Source organism: Flavobacterium sp. 9 (assembly GCF_002754195.1).
GTDB lineage: Bacteria > Bacteroidota > Bacteroidia > Flavobacteriales > Flavobacteriaceae > Flavobacterium.
Window position 1 is genome coordinate 91,557 of record NZ_PEEU01000001.1, and the last position, 17,043, is coordinate 108,599.

Sequence of the window (17,043 nt, forward strand, 5' to 3'; positions counted from 1 at the left end):
CTTTTTTATATGCTGATTAATTCAAGGTCTATTTTCGTTTGGATTTTATTTCTGTTTCTTTCAGGTGTTTTTTTTAATGCCAATGCTCAATCTGTATTAGGTAACGAAATGTCTATCGATGGCGATAAAAAACCATTGGGTACTATTTTAGAGGAAATGGAACAAAAAGGCAGTTTTAGGTTTGCTTATTATAGCAAACTGGTTCCAAAAGATAGTATTGTTACTATTCATTCTGAGCAATCTACTGTAAAAGACATCTTAGATCAATTGCTAAATAATAAGTATGAATATAAAGAATCTCCGGGTTTTATTATTCTCAGATATGCGCCTTTAGAACTCAATCTCGAATTGGAAAAAAACACTGTTTCTGGTGATTTCAATATAGTAAGCGGCTACATTATTGATGTTCAAACCAACAAACGTCTTCAGAATGTCAGTGTATATGAAAAGAATGCACTGCAATCGACATTAACAAATAAGGACGGTTATTTTGAACTAAAGCTAAAAAATCTACAACAACCTGTCGAGTTGACTGTTACAAAGGAAAATTACAAAAGCATCACTATGATGTTGCTCTCGGAAATTACAATTCAGAAGGATTCACAAAAAAATGGTTCCGATTATTTCACGGATAATTTATCAGAAGTGGAACGTACAGGAATTGGACGTTTCTTTATTTCTTCTAAACAAAAAATACAATCACTAAATCTTGGCGGACTTATTGCCAAAGCGCCAGTTCAGGCTTCTTTAATTCCGAGTATCAGCACACGCGGTATGATGAATTCGCAAATTAACAGCAGTTTCTCTTTGAACTTATTGGGAGGATATACCGGAGGAGTTCGCGGAATAGAAATGGCCGGACTTTACAACATCAACCGAATGAATGTTTATGCGCTACAAATGGCTGGTTTGTTCAACACCGTTGGAGGATCTGTCAAAGGAGTTCAACTCGCCGGAATCTACAATAATGTATTTGGTGATTTAAGAGGTCTTCAAATGAGTTGTATTCACAATAGTGTAAAAGGTTCGCAAATTGGACTTCAGATAACGGGAATTTACAATAATGTAAAAAAAGATTCTAAAGGGCTTCAAGTTTCAGGTATTCAAAATACGGTGAATGGTACTCAAAACGGATTACAACTTTCGGGTATTTATAATATTGGAAAAGATACCGTTCGTGGCGCCCAAATTACAGGTATTTTTAATTATGCCAAAGAATTAAAAGGAGTTCAAATTGGATTAATTAACGTTACAGATTCAGAATCAGGTTATAGTTTTGGTTTATTGAATTTTAAAAAGAATGGTTACAAAAAAATAAGTATTACAAGTAATGAAATTTCGGATCTAAATCTTGCCATAAAAACGGGCGATAATAAACTCTATACTATTTTGATGGCGGGAAGAAGCGAACGAAGTAACGAGGAAAAACTAACTTCTTTCGGGATTGGATTGGGAAAAAATATCAAATTAGGAAAGCGTTTTACATACAATCCGGAAATCAGTACTCAATATCTTTATTTAGGCAATTGGGATCAATATAATTCGTTAGGTAAATTTGATTCTCCTTTTACATTCCGAATATTCAAAGGTGTTGCGATATCAGCCGGACCTTCCTTTAATTTGTATTGGAATGGAAAAAATGATAAAGATCCTGCCATTATCACTACTTCTACTTTTGTCCAAGATCGAACAAAACGCTATAATGTCTTAAAAGATAATGACAAAGGATTAAGCGCATGGATTGGATGGAGTTTTGGATTAACGCTTTTTTAAGACAAATACGTTTCAAAAAACTGCGTAAAGACGCCGCTTTTTTGAGTATTAAATTTATTGAATAGGCTCCAGCTTTAGCTGGAGAAACCCATTACGCAAACAACAAGGCTTTAGCCAAATTACGCATTTTGGCTAAAGCCATTCAGATTGATTTTATAAAAACTCCAGCTAAAGCTGGAGCCTATTCAAAAATGGTTTACGAGAGATTCTTGCAGCTCCGTTAAGAGTTAAATATTGGTAGTAGAATAATAAAATTTACCCGAAAAAATATCACGTTTTGCCTTATTTTGCTCAAATTTGCATCAAAAAAATAAATGATTATAGAAGAACTAATCGGGAGTTATGCGATTTCCGGAAGTAATCAGGATGAAAGTCTTGAAATGACGTACAAAGGTATTTTGAGCTTATCATTAGACAATGACAAACGTGTTATTGCTAAATGGCTTATTAACAATACTCAGGAACAAAAAGGCTACGGTTTCTTCAAAGACAATATTCTTGTTATTAATTTCAGCTATAAAGGCGAAAATAATAAAACTTATAAAGGCGTCGCTGTTTACAGATGCATCACCAAAGATGTTCTGGAAGGTTTTTGGTCTGAAAAACATGGAAATCCCCTATTTCTTGGAACTGAACATTGCCTGAGAATGGAAAGCACCGAGAAACTAAACTAGATTTTGTCTTTAAATTTTCAACTGGATTTTATTGCAAATTCAAAGACAATCCTCCAAAATATTATTTGTAAAGTGTAATTGTATCGGCAAGATTTTCTTTGCTAATAAATGCTGTAATATATTCCTGCACTTCATTAGTAGTTTCAACTGGCGTCTCGAAGGAATTGATGTGAAATTCATCATCCTGATCCAGAATATGTATTATTTCTGTATAACCAAGGGAAATTAAACTTCCTTTTAATTTAATGATATTAAACTGCTGTTTGCCATCTAATTCCTTGCGTACTTTTAGTTTTATAGCTTTGTCCATAGTAAAATATTTTAAATTAATAAGTCAGTTACTTATTCCAAATATAAAAATTAATTCTTTGAAACCACTGTTAAAAAAGACGCTTTAACACATTATTTATCAACACATTAATAACAATTTCATAAGATAAAATCAACATTTATTTCCTGAAAATTTACGCTTATCAAAATGAAATTCGTTGCGAAATTTTAGTTAATTCAGCCATTTTTTTCGTTTAAACCATATCAACGGTACAACAAAACATAAAAGTATTAGCGTAATCGCAAAAACATATCCGTATTCCCAATCCAATTCCGGCATGTTTTTGAAGTTCATTCCGTAAATTCCCGCAACAAGCATTGGCAAAGAAATGCACATTGTTATTATCGTCAGGGTTTTAAAAATCTTATTTTGCTGAAGATCTATTCTCGTTGACACATAATCTTTAAGATCTTCCAGACGCTCAAAATTATTCTGAACATATTCATTGATTACCGTTAAATCTGTTAATTCTAATAAAATTGCGTCTTTAACTTCAGCTTCCAGTTTTTCGCTTTTTCTAAGCATGAGTAAAATTCGCCTAAACTCATTAAGAGATTCTTTAATTATAAAATTATTGAACTTTAAAGCGGTTATTTCATTTAATCCCTGTTCAGAAAAGTCATTTTCCTTTTGTAATCTTAAGTAAATAGTTTTGATATTCTTTGAAATAATCTCCGTTAAATCAGCAAAATAATCGGGAACAATCCCAATCATCATCTGCAGAAATGTATCAATTGTAAAAGGCAGATTTTTTATTTTATCAAAATGTTCCTGTTTTTTATTTTCAGGAATAAACTTCTCGAAATTAATATCCATAAACGAAAACATGATTTTCTCTTTAAGAATAAAGGAAACAATCACTTCTTCGACTTTATTTTGTGGCGTAAAATAAGGAAATGAAAAATTAAATGCCAGCTGATTTTCTTTTTCTAAATAATGCGAACTAATTTCAATATCCTCACTATTATTAAGAATTGTGGTATCGATATCAAAAAGTTTTTCAAAAACCGGAACGTCTTTCTTAGCATAATTCACAACCTGAACACTATTTATTCCTTTCAGGTCTTTAGGAATTTCATCAATGCTTTTTACTCTTGTAATATTTTTATCAGTATCTAAAAGTTCAATAATCATAGATGAAGTTTTATGTTGTAGCTTGGTTTTAGTCCCTTTTACTACTATTGGTTTTGAACTAATTTAAGTTCAATTTATGGATTATCCTAAATTTATGAGCTTCTTAAAAACTGAATATTTCTTTCAGTTCAATAATAGACTTTCCTTTTGGTAATTTTTTCGGTGCTTTTACCAATTTCTCCGCTAATAAAGCCGTTGGTAAAGGTTTGTATTTTTTCAGAATTCCAATTGAATTAAGGACATTTAGAACTGGTACCATTATTTTTTCGCCCAAACGATCTGTTCCGGTTCTTAAAAGTAATCCCGGTCTGAAAATAATATATTGTTCGAAATTTAGTTCAGCAATTTTGTCTTCAAGTTTTCCTTTTATCTGAGAATAAAAAATCTTGCTTTGCGCAGAAGCTCCATAAGCAGATAACAACACAACCGAAGAAACTCCATTTTCTTTGGCTAAACTGGCAAACTTTGCCGGAATATCAAAGTCTATTTTCAATTGATTTTCTTCTGAACCCGCAGCTTTTAAAGTTGTTCCTAAACAAGAGAAAAAAACATCGCCAACTATCAGATCTTTAAACGATTCAATATTAGAGAAATCGACAATTTGTTCTACCAATTTAGGATGTTGTTTCTCTATTGATCTCCTTACAAAAACTGTAACTGTTGTATAATCTTTGTCTTCTAAAAGTTGGTTAACCAGAAATTCTCCCGTTGCACCTGTTGCGCCAATAACTATTGCTTTCATGTTATAAATTTATAAATATTCCTTGTAATACAGCCGACTTTAAAAATTAAAATCTACTGTATAAAGTTTCATTGGTTTTGCTTTTCCCCTCAAAAGTATTTCTCCCTGATGACTATAATTTACCCGAGAATCTTGTGGTAATACCTCTTTTATTGCTTCTGAAACCACAAAATCATGATTAAAATCATTACACTTACATTGAATTCTGGAAGTTGTATTAAGAAGATCGCCATGATAAACGATCTCTTTTTTTATTTTTCCAACCCAAGTTGTTATTGCCGTACCAATATGCATTCCTGCCTTAAATTTTGGAACAATATTATAATGTTCCAGATAATATTCCTTTTTGCTTTCTATACTTTGCCTTAAAAGATAAAAACAATACAGACAACGTTTGTCTTTTAATCCGGATTTTGTTTTCCAGGTTAGTATGATTTCATCTCCTGCATATTGATAGATTTCTGCGCGCGAAGCCATAATAGCATCGGTAAAATCGTTGAACAAATCCTGCAACATTTTACTATAAAGAAGATCTCCCAATTGTTCCGCCAATGTTGTGGACGATTTTACATCGACAAACATGAAAATTCGTTCTTCCTGCATTGGACGATGATATTGGCCTGTAAAATAATTATAGAAAAATCGGCTGTTTAGTAAACTACTGACTTCCAGAAAAAGAATTAAAAATATAGATGCTCCAAACGAAAATATAAAATCTTCGGCCAAACGATCTTTAATATAACTTTTGATTACTTCCTGATAAGTCAGTTTGCCCAATATTTCTTCAAAAAGTACGATACAAAGAAGCAAAAAAAGCAATATAGCAAAGCTGTAAAGAAATGCTTTAAGAATAACGGTTTTCAAAAAAGAGTATTTATTCAGCTTGACGGATCTTTCGAAAGTTATAATGATAATGCTAATGAAAACTCCAATCATTGTTCCTGGTAAAAACCTTAAATAAGCATAACCGGAACCAGCATCTGTAAAAACGGCATAAAGTAAACCTAATATTCCGACTACAATGATTGCTTTAAAAGTTAGGCTGTACTTTCTATAAAAAGGTATTTTGGGCAATTCCATAACAACATTAGCTTTAGTTTGAGACAGGCTAAAAATGCAAAAAAAGTATTCTAATCAAAAGTAATACAGAACATTAAGGATAAAAAATTATTCTTTACTATTATAATGTTCTGATAGCGAAGAAAGTGCACTTCTCCACTATCAGAACTTTTTATAATTATTTTTTAACTAACCAGTTTTCAACGGCTCTCGAAAAATCGGCTACATCGATTGGATGTCTGCTTGTTACTATGTTTCCATCTGTTACAACAATTTCTTCAAGTACGATTCCTCCGGCGTTTTTCAAATCTGATTGAATATTCCAATATCCGGTTAATTTTCTTCCTTTCAAAATATCTGCCGATGCCAATACAACTGGCGCATGACAAATTGCAGCTATTAGTTTTCCTGATTTATTGAAATCCTGAACAAATTTAATAACGTCTTTATCATATCGAAGATTGTCCGGATTCCAAGCTCCACCCGGAATAAACACGGCATCATAATCACTTACTTTTATTTGATCTGCTGTTCTGTCAAATTTTATCCAGCCAACCGGTTGCAAATACTGAATTGCCATTACGTGCGTTTTTGCCATTTCAGGAAATGCAAGCCCGTATCTTTCCGGAGCAGGATTGTATTTTGGAGCGACAATTTCTACCTCTGCTCCTAGTTCTCTAAAATACCAAACCGGACCAGTTAATTCAATTTCTTCAAAACCATCTGCTACAAGAACAGCGATTTTCTTTCCTTTTAAAACGGTTTTGTCTTTTACGGGAGTAAAAAAGAATGCTTTTAAAGCTTCATTTCCCGGTGCGTCTAATAATTTTGTTACTGGCATATTTACCACTGCGGATTGAGTAGATAATTGATTTACAACTGCTAACTCATTACTGTAATTTGTTTTCATTTCTTTAGTTTTTACTTTTACCTGACTTTCTACATTTGCTACAGCAAGTACACTTGTTATACCTGCAATGATCATTTTATTAATTGTTTTCATTTTTTTTTAGATTTAATTGTTTGTGAGGATTGCTTTTAATTTTCGTTATTCTCGAGTAAGCGGTGCAAACTCAATTAGATTGTGAATTCCGTCCTGAAATGGTTGTTTTTTAATGCTTGTATTCAAATAATCAATCACAGGCTGAATGGGCGGAAAATTCAAATGATACTCAAAAGCATTTTTGCTTCGGAATTTCTCGAAAGTCACAAATTGGGTTTTATCTGCTTCTAATTGTGATAATTGATACGTTACAACTCCTGGTTCGCTTCTAAATTTTTGCATTGCCGTGTGATAGACATCTTTGAAGTTTTCTTCGGTTCCTGATTTTGCATCCACAAAAAGCATGATTGTTAATTGATTGTCTTCTTTTTTGCTGACTTTTCTCCATTCTTGTTTAGAAATAGGTTCTAAATCTTTTATATCAATTATTTTTTCAGGTTTAACCAAAGCCGTTTTTCCGAGTTTTATTACTGCTTTGGATTTTGAATTGCTTCTAAAATTCTTCATTGCTTTTTTATTCGACCAACGTTCAAATAACCAAAGCACTGATGGATTATCTTGTTCGAAATACGCTTCTGACATAATATTATTTTCATCAGAAAGCGATTCTAATACATAATCACTCAATATCTTACGGAACTTCTCCTGATATTCTTCTTTAACTTCATAACGAGTGATTGTAGCGGCTATTTCTTCGCTTTTAAATTCTTCAGCTAGAGTTTTATGTGCAGCTTTGGCTGATGCAGATAATGAAAACGCTGAAAAAGCTACTACTGCTGTGAGCATTTTAGGGATTCTTTTTTTCATATCATTTCGTTTTATAATTAGTGCTTACTTTTTTTACGGTGTTCAGCTTTTCCGTTTTTTTAGCTTGTTTTTTTACTTCTGAAAACAAAAACTCCCAGATAGTGAAACAATAAACCGGTTCCCCATGCAGCGGTTTGCCACAAAGGCCATAAATAAGTTCTGTCTGTAAAAAACCAGATTAACCAAATCGCTGGAATAGTTAATGCAAATACTAATAAGTGAATTCTGAAACCTTTTTCCGGATTGATTTGAGCAACTTTTTGCTCGTTTGCTAAATGTCTCATGATGTTTGATTTTATTATTTTTTGTTCCCGATCTTTAAATCCTAGCGGATTATCTTTTTTGCAATTCTATTTATTTAAGTTGTTTTCCTAATTTCTCTACTTTTTTCAGCCATTTATTTCGTTGGCTTTCAGTTGATTTTCGCATAAATCCAAATGTTGAAAATCTGATTGGGTCAAATCCTACGTAACCAAAAACAATGTTTTTAAGGATCTGATATTGTGAGGCTCGATAAATGAGATAGAACCACCATTTTGGCGTATCCATCGTAACCAGAAGCCTTAAGCTTTTTCCTTTTAAAAGTTTTTCGGGGAATATTTTTCCGGAATGGTGTTTGAATGCAAAGTCAGGAAGTAGGATTCTGTCGATGTATCCTTTGGTGATTGCTAGCATAAAACCCCACCAGTTTGGGTAGCATAAAACAACGTGATCTGCCCATTTTATAAGTTCTTGCGAATGGACTAAATCTTGTTCGAGTTCTAGAGTTTCTCCGTTTTTATATCCGTCAGAAAGATTTACATTAAAATCAAGTCTGGAGATATAAATCGTTTTACAATTTGCTCCTGTACTTTCTACTCCTTTTCTGTAAGCGTCTAATAATGCGTTACAAAAAGAATTTTCAGATGGATGCCCAAGTATAAGTAAGATATTCGTTTTCATTGCAGTTCATTTAATTTGACACTGCAAAGATTTTAAATAATAGAAAGGGGTTCGTGACACAAATGTGTCAAAATATTATTGATGCGCTAATTTTTGCCTAATTCTGGTAAGTGATTGTCTTTCAATACCCAGAAAGCTGCAAAGATGAGAAACAGATATTCTGTTAAACAGATCTGAATGGTGTTTTATAAAATCAATATATCGCTCTTCGGCAGTTTGAAATATGAAGTTTTCAATACGCGATTGTTGTCGTTTTAGGATTTCTTCGGCAACTAAACGTCCGTATTTTTCAAAGCTGGGCAAATTTTTGTAGACCCATTGCAAATCTTCGTAGGAAAGACAAACCATTGTAGTTGGTTCTAAACACTGAATCGAATATTTACTGGGTTGTTGTGTTATAAAAGCAGGATAATGTGTGGCATAATCGCCTTCAGAATAAAAACCGACCGTTATTTCGTTGCCTTCGTTATCTACAAATGAAGAACGAACTAATCCGCTTGCAATAAAACCTATCGATTTTTGAACTTTACCAACTTGTAGAAAAAAGTCTTTTTTATGAAGTTCTTCAAATGTCAATCTTGAAGCATATTGTGACAATTCAGCATCAGTTATCTCAGGACAAATTTTCCTAACCGATTTTAAAAGTATCTCTGCTCCCAATTCCATCTTAAGACTTGTTTTTAATGATGTATTTAAGCCTTTCTTCCGTAAAGTAAAATTCTTTTAAAAGCATAAATCGCAGGAAGTTTTGGGAAATGTTCTGCAATTCTCTCTTTAAATGTGCTGACAAAATGTTTCTGTTGTTCTTTATCAAGACGTTCTATATACGGAATCAGGGCTGAACCGGAAATAAAATTATAAAGCGCTTCATGATCCTGAGCAATTATAGGATAAATTTTCTGCATCACCTGAATATCTTCAAGTTCCCCATCAAACATAATTTGTGCATATTGATCGATACTTAAAACTGGGGAATATCTTCTCCAATCGTTCAAATAGGTTTTAAATGGTTCTTCGCCTGCTAATTGATATAAAATCTTGTTTAGTATATTTTCATTCTGAACAGGCATTTGAACTGCAAATTGACCTTTTGGATTAATCAAATCGATCAGTTTAGGAAACAATACTTCATGATTATCTGACCATTGTAATGCTGCATTACTAAAAATCAAATCCCATTTTTGGTTTGATTCTGCTATATCTTCTACGGTTCCGCGCTCAAAACGAAGATTATTTGCGTCTAAAGTTTTTGATTTGTCCAGCATTTCTACAGATGAATCAATGCCCAGAAAATCAGTTTTGCTAAATTTCTTTGCTAATATTGCGGTTTGTTCTCCTGTGCCACATCCTAAATCGATTGCCTTTGTAGCTTCTGACTCTTTTATAAAATCCATCAGATCATAAAACGGTTTATATCTTAGGTCTTTAAACTCATTATATATTTCGGGATTCCAAGGCATAAAAGTCAGTTTTAAAATTTTATTTGCTTCTGAAAGTAATTAAAATGTAATTCAGCTAATTTACAATATAATTTTAAATTATAAACTTTTGAAATTAATGTCCTCGTTTCCAATGTCATTAAGTTAAGCTTTTAGAAAATAAAATTAATCTCGCAAAGACGCGAAGTCGCAAAGAAAGTTTTTAAACTTGGCGCCTTTGCACCTTTGCGAGATTTTTTTTAGTCATACTTATCAAAAAAAACCTCCAAAATCAAATGACTTTGGAGGTTCTAAATTTTATATTTTACTGTCTTACAATTAGTTCAAGTCGTTGAACTCATGTAATGATTTCAATGTACCTTCGTAGAACAAAATTGCAGCAATTAAATTTCCTTTATCTGAGTAAGGCATCATTTTTCTTTGAAACTCTACTGTAGTATCCAAAAATGCTGTTGTTCCAATTGCTTGGTTGTCTAATACTTTTTTGTGCTCACTATCGTCCGGAATACCTAAATCTCCCATAGTAACTCCTGGCTTAGTAACCAAAGCGATGTAAGGAAGAGTTTTTACAAGAACTTTGATACGCTCGATGTATAATTCTAAAAGTTCTCCTTTTTGCATACCACTTAGTTCTTTTTGATCATGATACTTACGAATTAACGCTGTTGTACTGATGATACTTCTTGGTGCATTTTTTGCCTGTGCTGAGATCGCTCCTGTAGTCAAAAAGAAAAGGATACTTAGTATAAAAATCTTGCTCTTCATTTTCATAATGTAATTGGTTGTTAATGAAACAAAAATATATAATTAAACTTAAACTGCAACTTTATTGATTTCTTTTTTTTTAATAAAATTTTAACTTTTCGTAATATGCTATTGCAGACACTTATAGAGGCTATTTTAGTCTGTTTGAAATGCTTTGCCAAGACAAAAATTTATTAAGAAATCAATTTTAATACTGTTTTGCAACGTAATAATAAGTGTAATTTATGACTTTATTACTCTAAAACGGCCTGGATATTTTATCCATATACTTTTTTTGTTGCCGTAATAATCCATAAACTCTTCGCAAACAAAAACGGCATGTGCAGATGACCAAGCGACAACTCCACAAAATTCACTTCCGGATTGTCTTTTTAGTTTTTGCACTTGCTTTCCTAGTTTAAATCCTAAATACTTGTAGATTGTTGGCGTATAAACCGCACCGTCTTCTAAATCTTCTAACGCTCTGTCAAAAGTTGATTCTTTGTCTATAATCTGCTTATATTTTGCCATCACGGCATAAGTCAATACAGCATAATCGGTTATTTTTTCGCTGTCGCAATTGTCTTTGATAAACACAAAACCTGCAGATTCTTTGGCTTTGCTTAATTCGTCATTATTAATATTAAACGACGCGCCGTTTTTCAGTGTTATTTTATGCAGATTATCGTTTATCTGTTCATATTCAAAAAGATTATCTAATCCGTAAATATTTAAAGAAGCTTTGATAAAAGCAATCGATGAACAATTTGTTCGTTCTCCTTGTTTAAAGCTCTCGAATATTTTATCTGCACTTAATTGTGAATAAGAATTAGAACACACTAACAATAAGAACAAAAATATTGAAGTAACAGATTTCATCGGCATTAGATTTTATAATTGTATCCCAACTCATTTTTGGGAATAATACATTATACAAATCTATAAAAATCAAGTTATAATTGCTTTTTTACTTCTTAACTTTTATTATTTTTTTAAAGACAACTCTATTTCAGATATTTAGAAAGCATTATCTTTTTGATGCGATGTTATATCCTTAAAAAAACTCAAATAAATCGAGATTATTTGTGAGTTATTTCATGAATTATGACTTAAACTGAGATTTTACTAATTCTAAAATTAGTTTGGAAGCGAAGTTTTTGTTATTTCGAGGAACGAGACCCGAGCGATAGCGAACAGACGAAGTAAATCTCCGCGAGAAGCTCGACAAAGACTGGATTCTCGTTGCGGAGTTACTTGCGGAGATTTCTCGTTCCTCGAAATGACAAGATTGAGCTGATAAAATCCGTTTTAATCTGTGTTTTCGCAAAGCGAATCCGCGTCATCCGCGTTCTATATTGCCGCCAATCTTTATCGAGTTACAAGTGTGATTTCTCCTTCGTCGAAATGACAGTATTGTGTTTAAGCCTTACATCTTTAAATAAAAACAGGCGTTAGTTTTCTTAAGCTTTTATTGATGATGCTTCGGGTCGATTTCTTTTTGATTTCATAATCTTCGCTGCACTTTTTTAGCTCCACAAATAATACCTGAAATCTATCGTAGAGCGCATCAAGTTCTTGCATGGCTCTTCGTGTGTTAGCATCTTCGCTTTCCTCTATTTTATTCTTGGAAATCATAGCCATATATTCAAATTTTCGAAATGCAGCCAACAAAATACGATGTTCTGAAGAATTTATTCCTTGCATAATAAGATACTCTAATATAAATAATATTTAAAAATTTGAATTTAAGGCTTAACCAATAACGGATCAGCATCGATATAAATTTTTGATAATGGTAATGATCTTGCCGTCGTCGTTTTTACTTTTTTGGTATTTCCGGATTGCATATTTATTGCAGTATTTAACAAAAGTTCTGAACGATTGCCTAACGGAAATATCTCAGGTTCCTGCAATTCGTCAACGGCAATCGATGGATTTATTCCGCTTGAATAATCGCCTTCGTGTTTTGCGTTGAATAATTTATAGATCGAAGGATATAAAATCCAGCCTTTAGTATTTGGATTTCTGTCATCTTCTATTGGAAAACCTGCTACATCTTTGCCAACCGTTTTTTCGCCTATTGTAATAACATCCATAAAAGGCCGAAGATTATTGATCATTATTTCTGAAGCAGAAGCGGTTCGTTTTCCGCATAGAATATATACTTTCTTAATATCCGGATGTACATTTTTAAGCAGATCAAAACTCACATTTCGTTCATTGCTTTCCAGGGCTTGCTGAAAAGATTGTTTTACAAGTCCGCCGTTTTTATTTCCTTCGAATTGTATAAAAAGATCACTCGCAATTATATTTGGTGCAATAATTATACTTAAAGCTGTTGCTGATGATACGTCTCCTCCTCCATTATATCTGAGATCCAAAACTAATTCGGTTATATTCTGATCTTTTAATTCCTGAAAAATCTGCTGGAATAATTTGGCTTGACCAACATCAAAATGCGGAATTTCTACATATCCAATTTTAGTATTATTGTTTGTAAATACTTTCGGAAAAATAGGCTGAGAAAACGAAAACCCCTGTAATAAAGAAACTGATTCCGGTTTAGAAAAACCCGTTTCTTTTGAATATGAAACTACTTTTAAATCTAAATGATTAGCCGATATTATACTTTTGTAAATCTTCTCATAATTACTCAAATTCAGTTCTTCTCCATTAATTTCAGTTATTAATTGTCCTCTTAATAATCCGTTATTTTTAGCCGGAGAATCTTCTAAAGCATATAAAATCACGCCATAAATTTTGCTTTGATATTCTACAAACGAAATATCAAACCCAAAATTTCTTCGTAAACTCTGCGGAACGGTTTCAGGTAAATTTGGATTCACAGCATACGAATACACATCAGATTTATTTAATAATCTATTGAAATATTCCTTTGGATTTACAGCTAAATCTCCCTTATCAGGCATTGTTTCATTCCATTTATAATACTTTTTCATTTGATTGTAGATCCAATCATTTGTGTATTTATTGGACCCTTCTTCATAAACTTCCGGTTTGTCATCGACTTCGCAGGAAATTAAAAATATGCCGAAAAAAAGAAAAAAAAGGATTCTGATAAGAGAAGAATATTTCATTTTAAACTTTTAAAATTATGGAACCTAAACTCTTAAAATAATAGTATTACAAATCAAAAAAGTCCAATAAACTCAAGCTTCCGTCTACACCAGAAAATTGACCATTATCCCCCTTTTTTTCATCCAATACAATCAATCTTGATTTGTCTTTAGTCATTAACATCACAACAAAAACCTGTTTTCCTGGTATATAAGATTCGCTTGTGCCGTGTTTTACTAATTCCATTTTAATAATTGGAGGCAATGTAGCAGGAAATTCAACGAAAGTACTGTATTGATTTTGTCCAATATTTTGTGCTACAGCAACAGTTTCTCCGTCTAATTTTCGTATTATTCCGTCCAGATTTCCTTTATATCCAGTATTTGAATACTTATTGAATGTTGGAAAAATAAATTTGAATCCCGCATTTCCAGCCTTTGTTAATGCTCCGGGTTTTGTTGCTAAAACATTGTCAACCCATAAATCTTTCTTGTGATAAAACGAAATTGTATCAATGCTTTTATTGTCTGTTATGTGATAGGAATGCAAAATTTCTTTGCTTCTTTTGTTTGTAATCACAACATCTTTGGGCGCGTTTTCATAGATTACAAAATCATAATCTTTGACAATATTTTTGACGAATGCATTCTTATTTCCAATTTTTATTATTTTGCCATTAACAGCAATCTGAATAGAATCTGCCCTTGCATTATAACCTCTAATAACCAACTTTCCCGCTTTTTGTTCCGGATAATAAGGAACCAATTCGTCATTTGTACAAGACTCTAAAAAGAGAAGTGCTATTAAAAAAAAAAGTGCGTTTACAATCTTGTTTTTCATTTTATATATGTAATTAGTAACTGTTTTTGTTCTTCGATAAAAACAATTACTTATTTATTTTTAGTTTTTGATAAATTTTATTTTTTAGAAATATCTGTTTTAGTTTAACTTAAGTGCTTTTTTCGAAACGTTTTCTAAAAGTGTTTCAGCAGTAATCCATACTTTGTCAATTTCATAGCCTACAAAGCTTGTGTTTTCGTTTAAGAACGAAATATAAACATTATGACTGCCTTTAAATTCTGAAATATCTAATGTGTAATCTGCAAAATATGCTGCATCTACAGAGGGTCCTCTAGTCAACAATATTGTTCCTAAAAGTTTGGCTGTGGCCGGATCTGATGATGTAGATCCATAAACTAAAAGATTGTAATTTCCACTGTAAACAGAAGGTTGTGCTGTAAAATTGAGTTCAATTTTTCCGCCGTAATAAGATAAATCTATTGCAGGCATAATGGCCCAATTTTGTTCTATTTGGTCAAGAGGTGCGCCATTATTAAGATCTACATTATATGTCCCTAAAATATTTATATCCCCTCCGACTATACCACCGGTATTTAGGTCTAATTGAATATTTTTTCTGGCAATCCAATTACTGTTATTTCCATCTTTATCGAGCAAAACCCAATCAGAAACATCTCCATCTTCAAAATCGTCTTCCCATATTGTGAATTTACCACTTACAGGTTCTTCAGGAGACTCAGGTTCCGGTTCTACCACCACAGGAGGAGAAGAAACAATGGGATCATCATTTTGGCAAGAAATCGCAATCAGAGCTATAATTGCCAATAAAAAAAAGTTTTTCATAATAAATTAATTAGTGCGTATTTGCTGCTGTTATACCAAGTAATTAGAAAGGGCAACAAAATTCCTTTCCTTAGCTATTTATTGTATTTGGTAAATACTTTTTTATAAACTATTCTGCTTTAAAACCCAATCAGAAACGTCACTATCCTCAAAATCATCTTCCCATATTAAATTGAGCAGATGAAGCAGTTATAATTATTAGTAAAATGAATAGTATCGTTTTTTTCAATTTTTGTTTTTAAAAAGCATGGGCAAAAATGCTGCCCATGCTGAATTAAATATTTATTAACCTGACAATTAGAAATTTGTAAACTTAGTCCAAGTGTTAGTCCAGTTAGCTTCTGTTTTGAAAGCTCCTGTAGCACCTGTAAAGTCTAATGTACCATTGTTGAAGAATGGTTGAGTAAGTGCCCAAGCTGTAGCTGGATTTACTGTTGAAGTTGTGTTTCCAAGACCTAAACTTGTTGTTGTAGGCAATACTGGATTAACAAATCCGTGAATAGATAATCCTGACCAAGTAGAGTTACTTGACAATGAAGGAGCTTCCCAGTAGATTCCTTTATTGTATCCTGTAACAGTAACATTAGTAAGACTGATTTGTCCTAATCTACGAACGTGGATTGCATTTTCGTATAAATTAGCTGTTGTAGCAGAGCTAACTCCAATGATAGACAATTGATTAATTACTGGACGAGTGATTAATGTAGTTGTAGTACCTCCAGCGTTGTTATCTAATTCGATACCGTTTGAATCCGGGCTTAATGTAGATCCACTACCTGAAGTACTGTGAGTAGAATTACTGTCTGCAATTGCGATAGCTTTTGTAACTGTTCCTGTGTAACCAAGATCAAAATCAAAGTTATCATCATCTGGAGCAAAAGAAACTAAGTGATTTACATTTACTGTTCCTCCAAAAAATTCGAATGAATCATCTCTTCCGTAAGAAACCTGAACGTGATCAACAACTGTAGCAGAACCAGCTCCACCAAAAGTTAATCCGTTGATTTCAACTCCTGTTGCAGCATCAAGAATACGTCCTGCAAATTCGATACGTACATAGTTTATAGCTCCACCATTGTGAACTGAATTTGTTCCTCCGTAGTAGAAATCAGAAACATTAGGCTGATCTCCTAATCCTTCGATAACGTTAGTAGTTAAACCATTGTTTACCGGAGCGTCTCCTAAAACAACAACTCCACCAAAATCTCCAGGAGTTGCTTTTGTAGTTGCGTTACCATCTAATAAATTGTAACTTGTAAAGATAACCGGAGATGCAGCAGTTCCTTGTGCGTCGATTTTACCTGTTTTAGTAATTACAAGAACTCCAGTTGCAACACCTGCAGCAAGAGGTTTTGCTTTAATATAAGTACCTGCCTGAATTGTTAATGTAGCACCAGATTTTACTCTTACTACTCCGTTGATTTCCCAAACTTTGTCACTTGTCCAAGTTGTGTTTACAGTAATATCACCACTTACAGTTTGAACAGTTGCTGGATATCCTGTGTAATCAGCACCAGCAGCTTTCATAGAAAAAGAAGAATCAGCAGAAGAATCATCATTTTGGCAAGAAGTCACAGCCAGAGCTATCATTGCACATAGAAAAATTTTTTTCATAATAATTGGAATTATTGCTATATTTGCTGCTATTAAACTAGGCCTTTGGAGAGAGCAGC

The 17,043-nt window shown here is 32.7% G+C and carries 19 protein-coding genes; 2 read left to right on the forward strand and 17 right to left on the reverse strand.

Features of this window, described 5'->3' with window-relative positions:
- Nucleotides 1-9 precede the first annotated feature (9 nt).
- Nucleotides 10-1,773 carry a carboxypeptidase-like regulatory domain-containing protein gene (locus tag CLU81_RS00380; RefSeq protein WP_099708014.1) on the forward strand — a complete coding sequence of 588 codons (1,764 nt, stop codon included), beginning with the start codon at nucleotides 10-12 and terminating at the stop codon, nucleotides 1,771-1,773.
- A gap of 314 nt (nucleotides 1,774-2,087) precedes the next feature.
- Nucleotides 2,088-2,447 carry a hypothetical protein gene (locus CLU81_RS00385; RefSeq protein ID WP_099708015.1) on the forward strand — a complete coding sequence of 120 codons (360 nt, stop codon included), beginning with the start codon at nucleotides 2,088-2,090 and terminating at the stop codon, nucleotides 2,445-2,447.
- Between the two features lie 61 nt (nucleotides 2,448-2,508).
- Here CLU81_RS00385 and CLU81_RS00390 read toward each other — a convergent pair whose 3' ends face one another.
- The 17 genes from CLU81_RS00390 to CLU81_RS00470 all read right to left on the reverse strand — a co-directional run bounded on the left by CLU81_RS00390 (nucleotide 2,509) and on the right by CLU81_RS00470 (nucleotide 16,984).
- The gene (locus CLU81_RS00390; protein WP_099708016.1) at nucleotides 2,509-2,757 is read right to left on the reverse strand and encodes a hypothetical protein; all 249 of its coding nucleotides are present in this window, start codon (nucleotides 2,755-2,757) and stop codon (nucleotides 2,509-2,511) included.
- A gap of 192 nt (nucleotides 2,758-2,949) precedes the next feature.
- On the reverse strand, nucleotides 2,950-3,912 hold the full coding sequence (locus tag CLU81_RS00395; RefSeq protein WP_099708017.1) for a CorA family divalent cation transporter: 963 nt from the start codon (nucleotides 3,910-3,912) through the stop codon (nucleotides 2,950-2,952).
- Nucleotides 3,913-4,015: 103 nt separating this feature from the next.
- Nucleotides 4,016-4,654 (reverse strand): NAD(P)H-binding protein, encoded by a 639-nt coding sequence (locus CLU81_RS00400; protein WP_099708018.1) that lies wholly within the window; start codon nucleotides 4,652-4,654, stop codon nucleotides 4,016-4,018.
- A gap of 39 nt (nucleotides 4,655-4,693) precedes the next feature.
- A complete protein-coding gene (locus CLU81_RS00405) occupies nucleotides 4,694-5,734 on the reverse strand; it encodes an adenylate/guanylate cyclase domain-containing protein (protein ID WP_099708019.1) in 1,041 nt (346 codons plus the stop codon).
- A 157-nt stretch (nucleotides 5,735-5,891) separates the two neighbouring features.
- Nucleotides 5,892-6,716: a DJ-1/PfpI/YhbO family deglycase/protease gene (locus CLU81_RS00410; protein ID WP_099708020.1), complete on the reverse strand. Its 825-nt coding sequence runs from the start codon at nucleotides 6,714-6,716 to the stop codon at nucleotides 5,892-5,894.
- A 45-nt stretch (nucleotides 6,717-6,761) separates the two neighbouring features.
- On the reverse strand, nucleotides 6,762-7,523 hold the full coding sequence (locus CLU81_RS00415; protein ID WP_099708021.1) for a putative quinol monooxygenase: 762 nt from the start codon (nucleotides 7,521-7,523) through the stop codon (nucleotides 6,762-6,764).
- 59 nt (nucleotides 7,524-7,582) lie between these two features.
- The gene (locus CLU81_RS00420; protein WP_099708022.1) at nucleotides 7,583-7,807 is read right to left on the reverse strand and encodes a 2TM domain-containing protein; all 225 of its coding nucleotides are present in this window, start codon (nucleotides 7,805-7,807) and stop codon (nucleotides 7,583-7,585) included.
- Nucleotides 7,808-7,877: 70 nt separating this feature from the next.
- A complete protein-coding gene (locus CLU81_RS00425; RefSeq protein ID WP_099708023.1) occupies nucleotides 7,878-8,465 on the reverse strand; it encodes an NAD(P)H-dependent oxidoreductase in 588 nt (195 codons plus the stop codon).
- Nucleotides 8,466-8,540: 75 nt separating this feature from the next.
- On the reverse strand, nucleotides 8,541-9,131 hold the full coding sequence (locus CLU81_RS00430) for a Crp/Fnr family transcriptional regulator (protein ID WP_099708024.1): 591 nt from the start codon (nucleotides 9,129-9,131) through the stop codon (nucleotides 8,541-8,543).
- A 26-nt stretch (nucleotides 9,132-9,157) separates the two neighbouring features.
- Complete coding sequence (locus CLU81_RS00435) at nucleotides 9,158-9,925, reverse strand: methyltransferase domain-containing protein (protein WP_099708025.1); 768 nt, start codon at nucleotides 9,923-9,925, stop codon at nucleotides 9,158-9,160.
- 297 nt (nucleotides 9,926-10,222) lie between these two features.
- Nucleotides 10,223-10,669, reverse strand: coding sequence for a hypothetical protein (locus tag CLU81_RS00440; RefSeq protein WP_099712615.1), 447 nt, complete (start codon nucleotides 10,667-10,669; stop codon nucleotides 10,223-10,225).
- A 222-nt stretch (nucleotides 10,670-10,891) separates the two neighbouring features.
- On the reverse strand, nucleotides 10,892-11,527 hold the full coding sequence (locus CLU81_RS00445) for a hypothetical protein (RefSeq protein ID WP_099712616.1): 636 nt from the start codon (nucleotides 11,525-11,527) through the stop codon (nucleotides 10,892-10,894).
- Nucleotides 11,528-12,082: 555 nt separating this feature from the next.
- The gene (locus tag CLU81_RS00450) at nucleotides 12,083-12,352 is read right to left on the reverse strand and encodes a hypothetical protein (protein WP_099708026.1); all 270 of its coding nucleotides are present in this window, start codon (nucleotides 12,350-12,352) and stop codon (nucleotides 12,083-12,085) included.
- A gap of 41 nt (nucleotides 12,353-12,393) precedes the next feature.
- Entirely contained in the window at nucleotides 12,394-13,746 is a 1,353-nt protein-coding gene (locus CLU81_RS00455) for a S41 family peptidase (RefSeq protein ID WP_099708027.1), read from the reverse strand.
- 46 nt (nucleotides 13,747-13,792) lie between these two features.
- On the reverse strand, nucleotides 13,793-14,566 hold the full coding sequence (locus CLU81_RS00460; RefSeq protein WP_099708028.1) for a hypothetical protein: 774 nt from the start codon (nucleotides 14,564-14,566) through the stop codon (nucleotides 13,793-13,795).
- Between the two features lie 99 nt (nucleotides 14,567-14,665).
- On the reverse strand, nucleotides 14,666-15,370 hold the full coding sequence (locus CLU81_RS00465) for a hypothetical protein (protein ID WP_099708029.1): 705 nt from the start codon (nucleotides 15,368-15,370) through the stop codon (nucleotides 14,666-14,668).
- 297 nt (nucleotides 15,371-15,667) lie between these two features.
- Nucleotides 15,668-16,984 (reverse strand): hypothetical protein, encoded by a 1,317-nt coding sequence (locus tag CLU81_RS00470; RefSeq protein ID WP_099708030.1) that lies wholly within the window; start codon nucleotides 16,982-16,984, stop codon nucleotides 15,668-15,670.
- Nucleotides 16,985-17,043 lie beyond the last annotated feature (59 nt).

Coding starts and splice junctions, on each gene's coding strand:
- CLU81_RS00385 (WP_099708015.1), top strand. CDS start 2,088: ATGATTATAGAAGAACTAATCGGGAGTTATGCGATTTCCGGAAGTAAT.
- CLU81_RS00455 (WP_099708027.1), bottom strand. CDS start 13,746: ATGAAATATTCTTCTCTTATCAGAATCCTTTTTTTTCTTTTTTTCGGC.
- CLU81_RS00380 (WP_099708014.1), top strand. CDS start 10: ATGCTGATTAATTCAAGGTCTATTTTCGTTTGGATTTTATTTCTGTTT.
- CLU81_RS00400 (WP_099708018.1), bottom strand. CDS start 4,654: ATGAAAGCAATAGTTATTGGCGCAACAGGTGCAACGGGAGAATTTCTG.
- CLU81_RS00435 (WP_099708025.1), bottom strand. CDS start 9,925: ATGCCTTGGAATCCCGAAATATATAATGAGTTTAAAGACCTAAGATAT.
- CLU81_RS00440 (WP_099712615.1), bottom strand. CDS start 10,669: ATGAAGAGCAAGATTTTTATACTAAGTATCCTTTTCTTTTTGACTACA.
- CLU81_RS00460 (WP_099708028.1), bottom strand. CDS start 14,566: ATGAAAAACAAGATTGTAAACGCACTTTTTTTTTTAATAGCACTTCTC.
- CLU81_RS00470 (WP_099708030.1), bottom strand. CDS start 16,984: ATGAAAAAAATTTTTCTATGTGCAATGATAGCTCTGGCTGTGACTTCT.
- CLU81_RS00425 (WP_099708023.1), bottom strand. CDS start 8,465: ATGAAAACGAATATCTTACTTATACTTGGGCATCCATCTGAAAATTCT.
- CLU81_RS00450 (WP_099708026.1), bottom strand. CDS start 12,352: ATGCAAGGAATAAATTCTTCAGAACATCGTATTTTGTTGGCTGCATTT.
- CLU81_RS00395 (WP_099708017.1), bottom strand. CDS start 3,912: ATGATTATTGAACTTTTAGATACTGATAAAAATATTACAAGAGTAAAA.
- CLU81_RS00415 (WP_099708021.1), bottom strand. CDS start 7,523: ATGAAAAAAAGAATCCCTAAAATGCTCACAGCAGTAGTAGCTTTTTCA.
- CLU81_RS00445 (WP_099712616.1), bottom strand. CDS start 11,527: ATGAAATCTGTTACTTCAATATTTTTGTTCTTATTGTTAGTGTGTTCT.
- CLU81_RS00430 (WP_099708024.1), bottom strand. CDS start 9,131: ATGGAATTGGGAGCAGAGATACTTTTAAAATCGGTTAGGAAAATTTGT.
- CLU81_RS00405 (WP_099708019.1), bottom strand. CDS start 5,734: ATGGAATTGCCCAAAATACCTTTTTATAGAAAGTACAGCCTAACTTTT.
- CLU81_RS00390 (WP_099708016.1), bottom strand. CDS start 2,757: ATGGACAAAGCTATAAAACTAAAAGTACGCAAGGAATTAGATGGCAAA.
- CLU81_RS00410 (WP_099708020.1), bottom strand. CDS start 6,716: ATGAAAACAATTAATAAAATGATCATTGCAGGTATAACAAGTGTACTT.
- CLU81_RS00465 (WP_099708029.1), bottom strand. CDS start 15,370: ATGAAAAACTTTTTTTTATTGGCAATTATAGCTCTGATTGCGATTTCT.
- CLU81_RS00420 (WP_099708022.1), bottom strand. CDS start 7,807: ATGAGACATTTAGCAAACGAGCAAAAAGTTGCTCAAATCAATCCGGAA.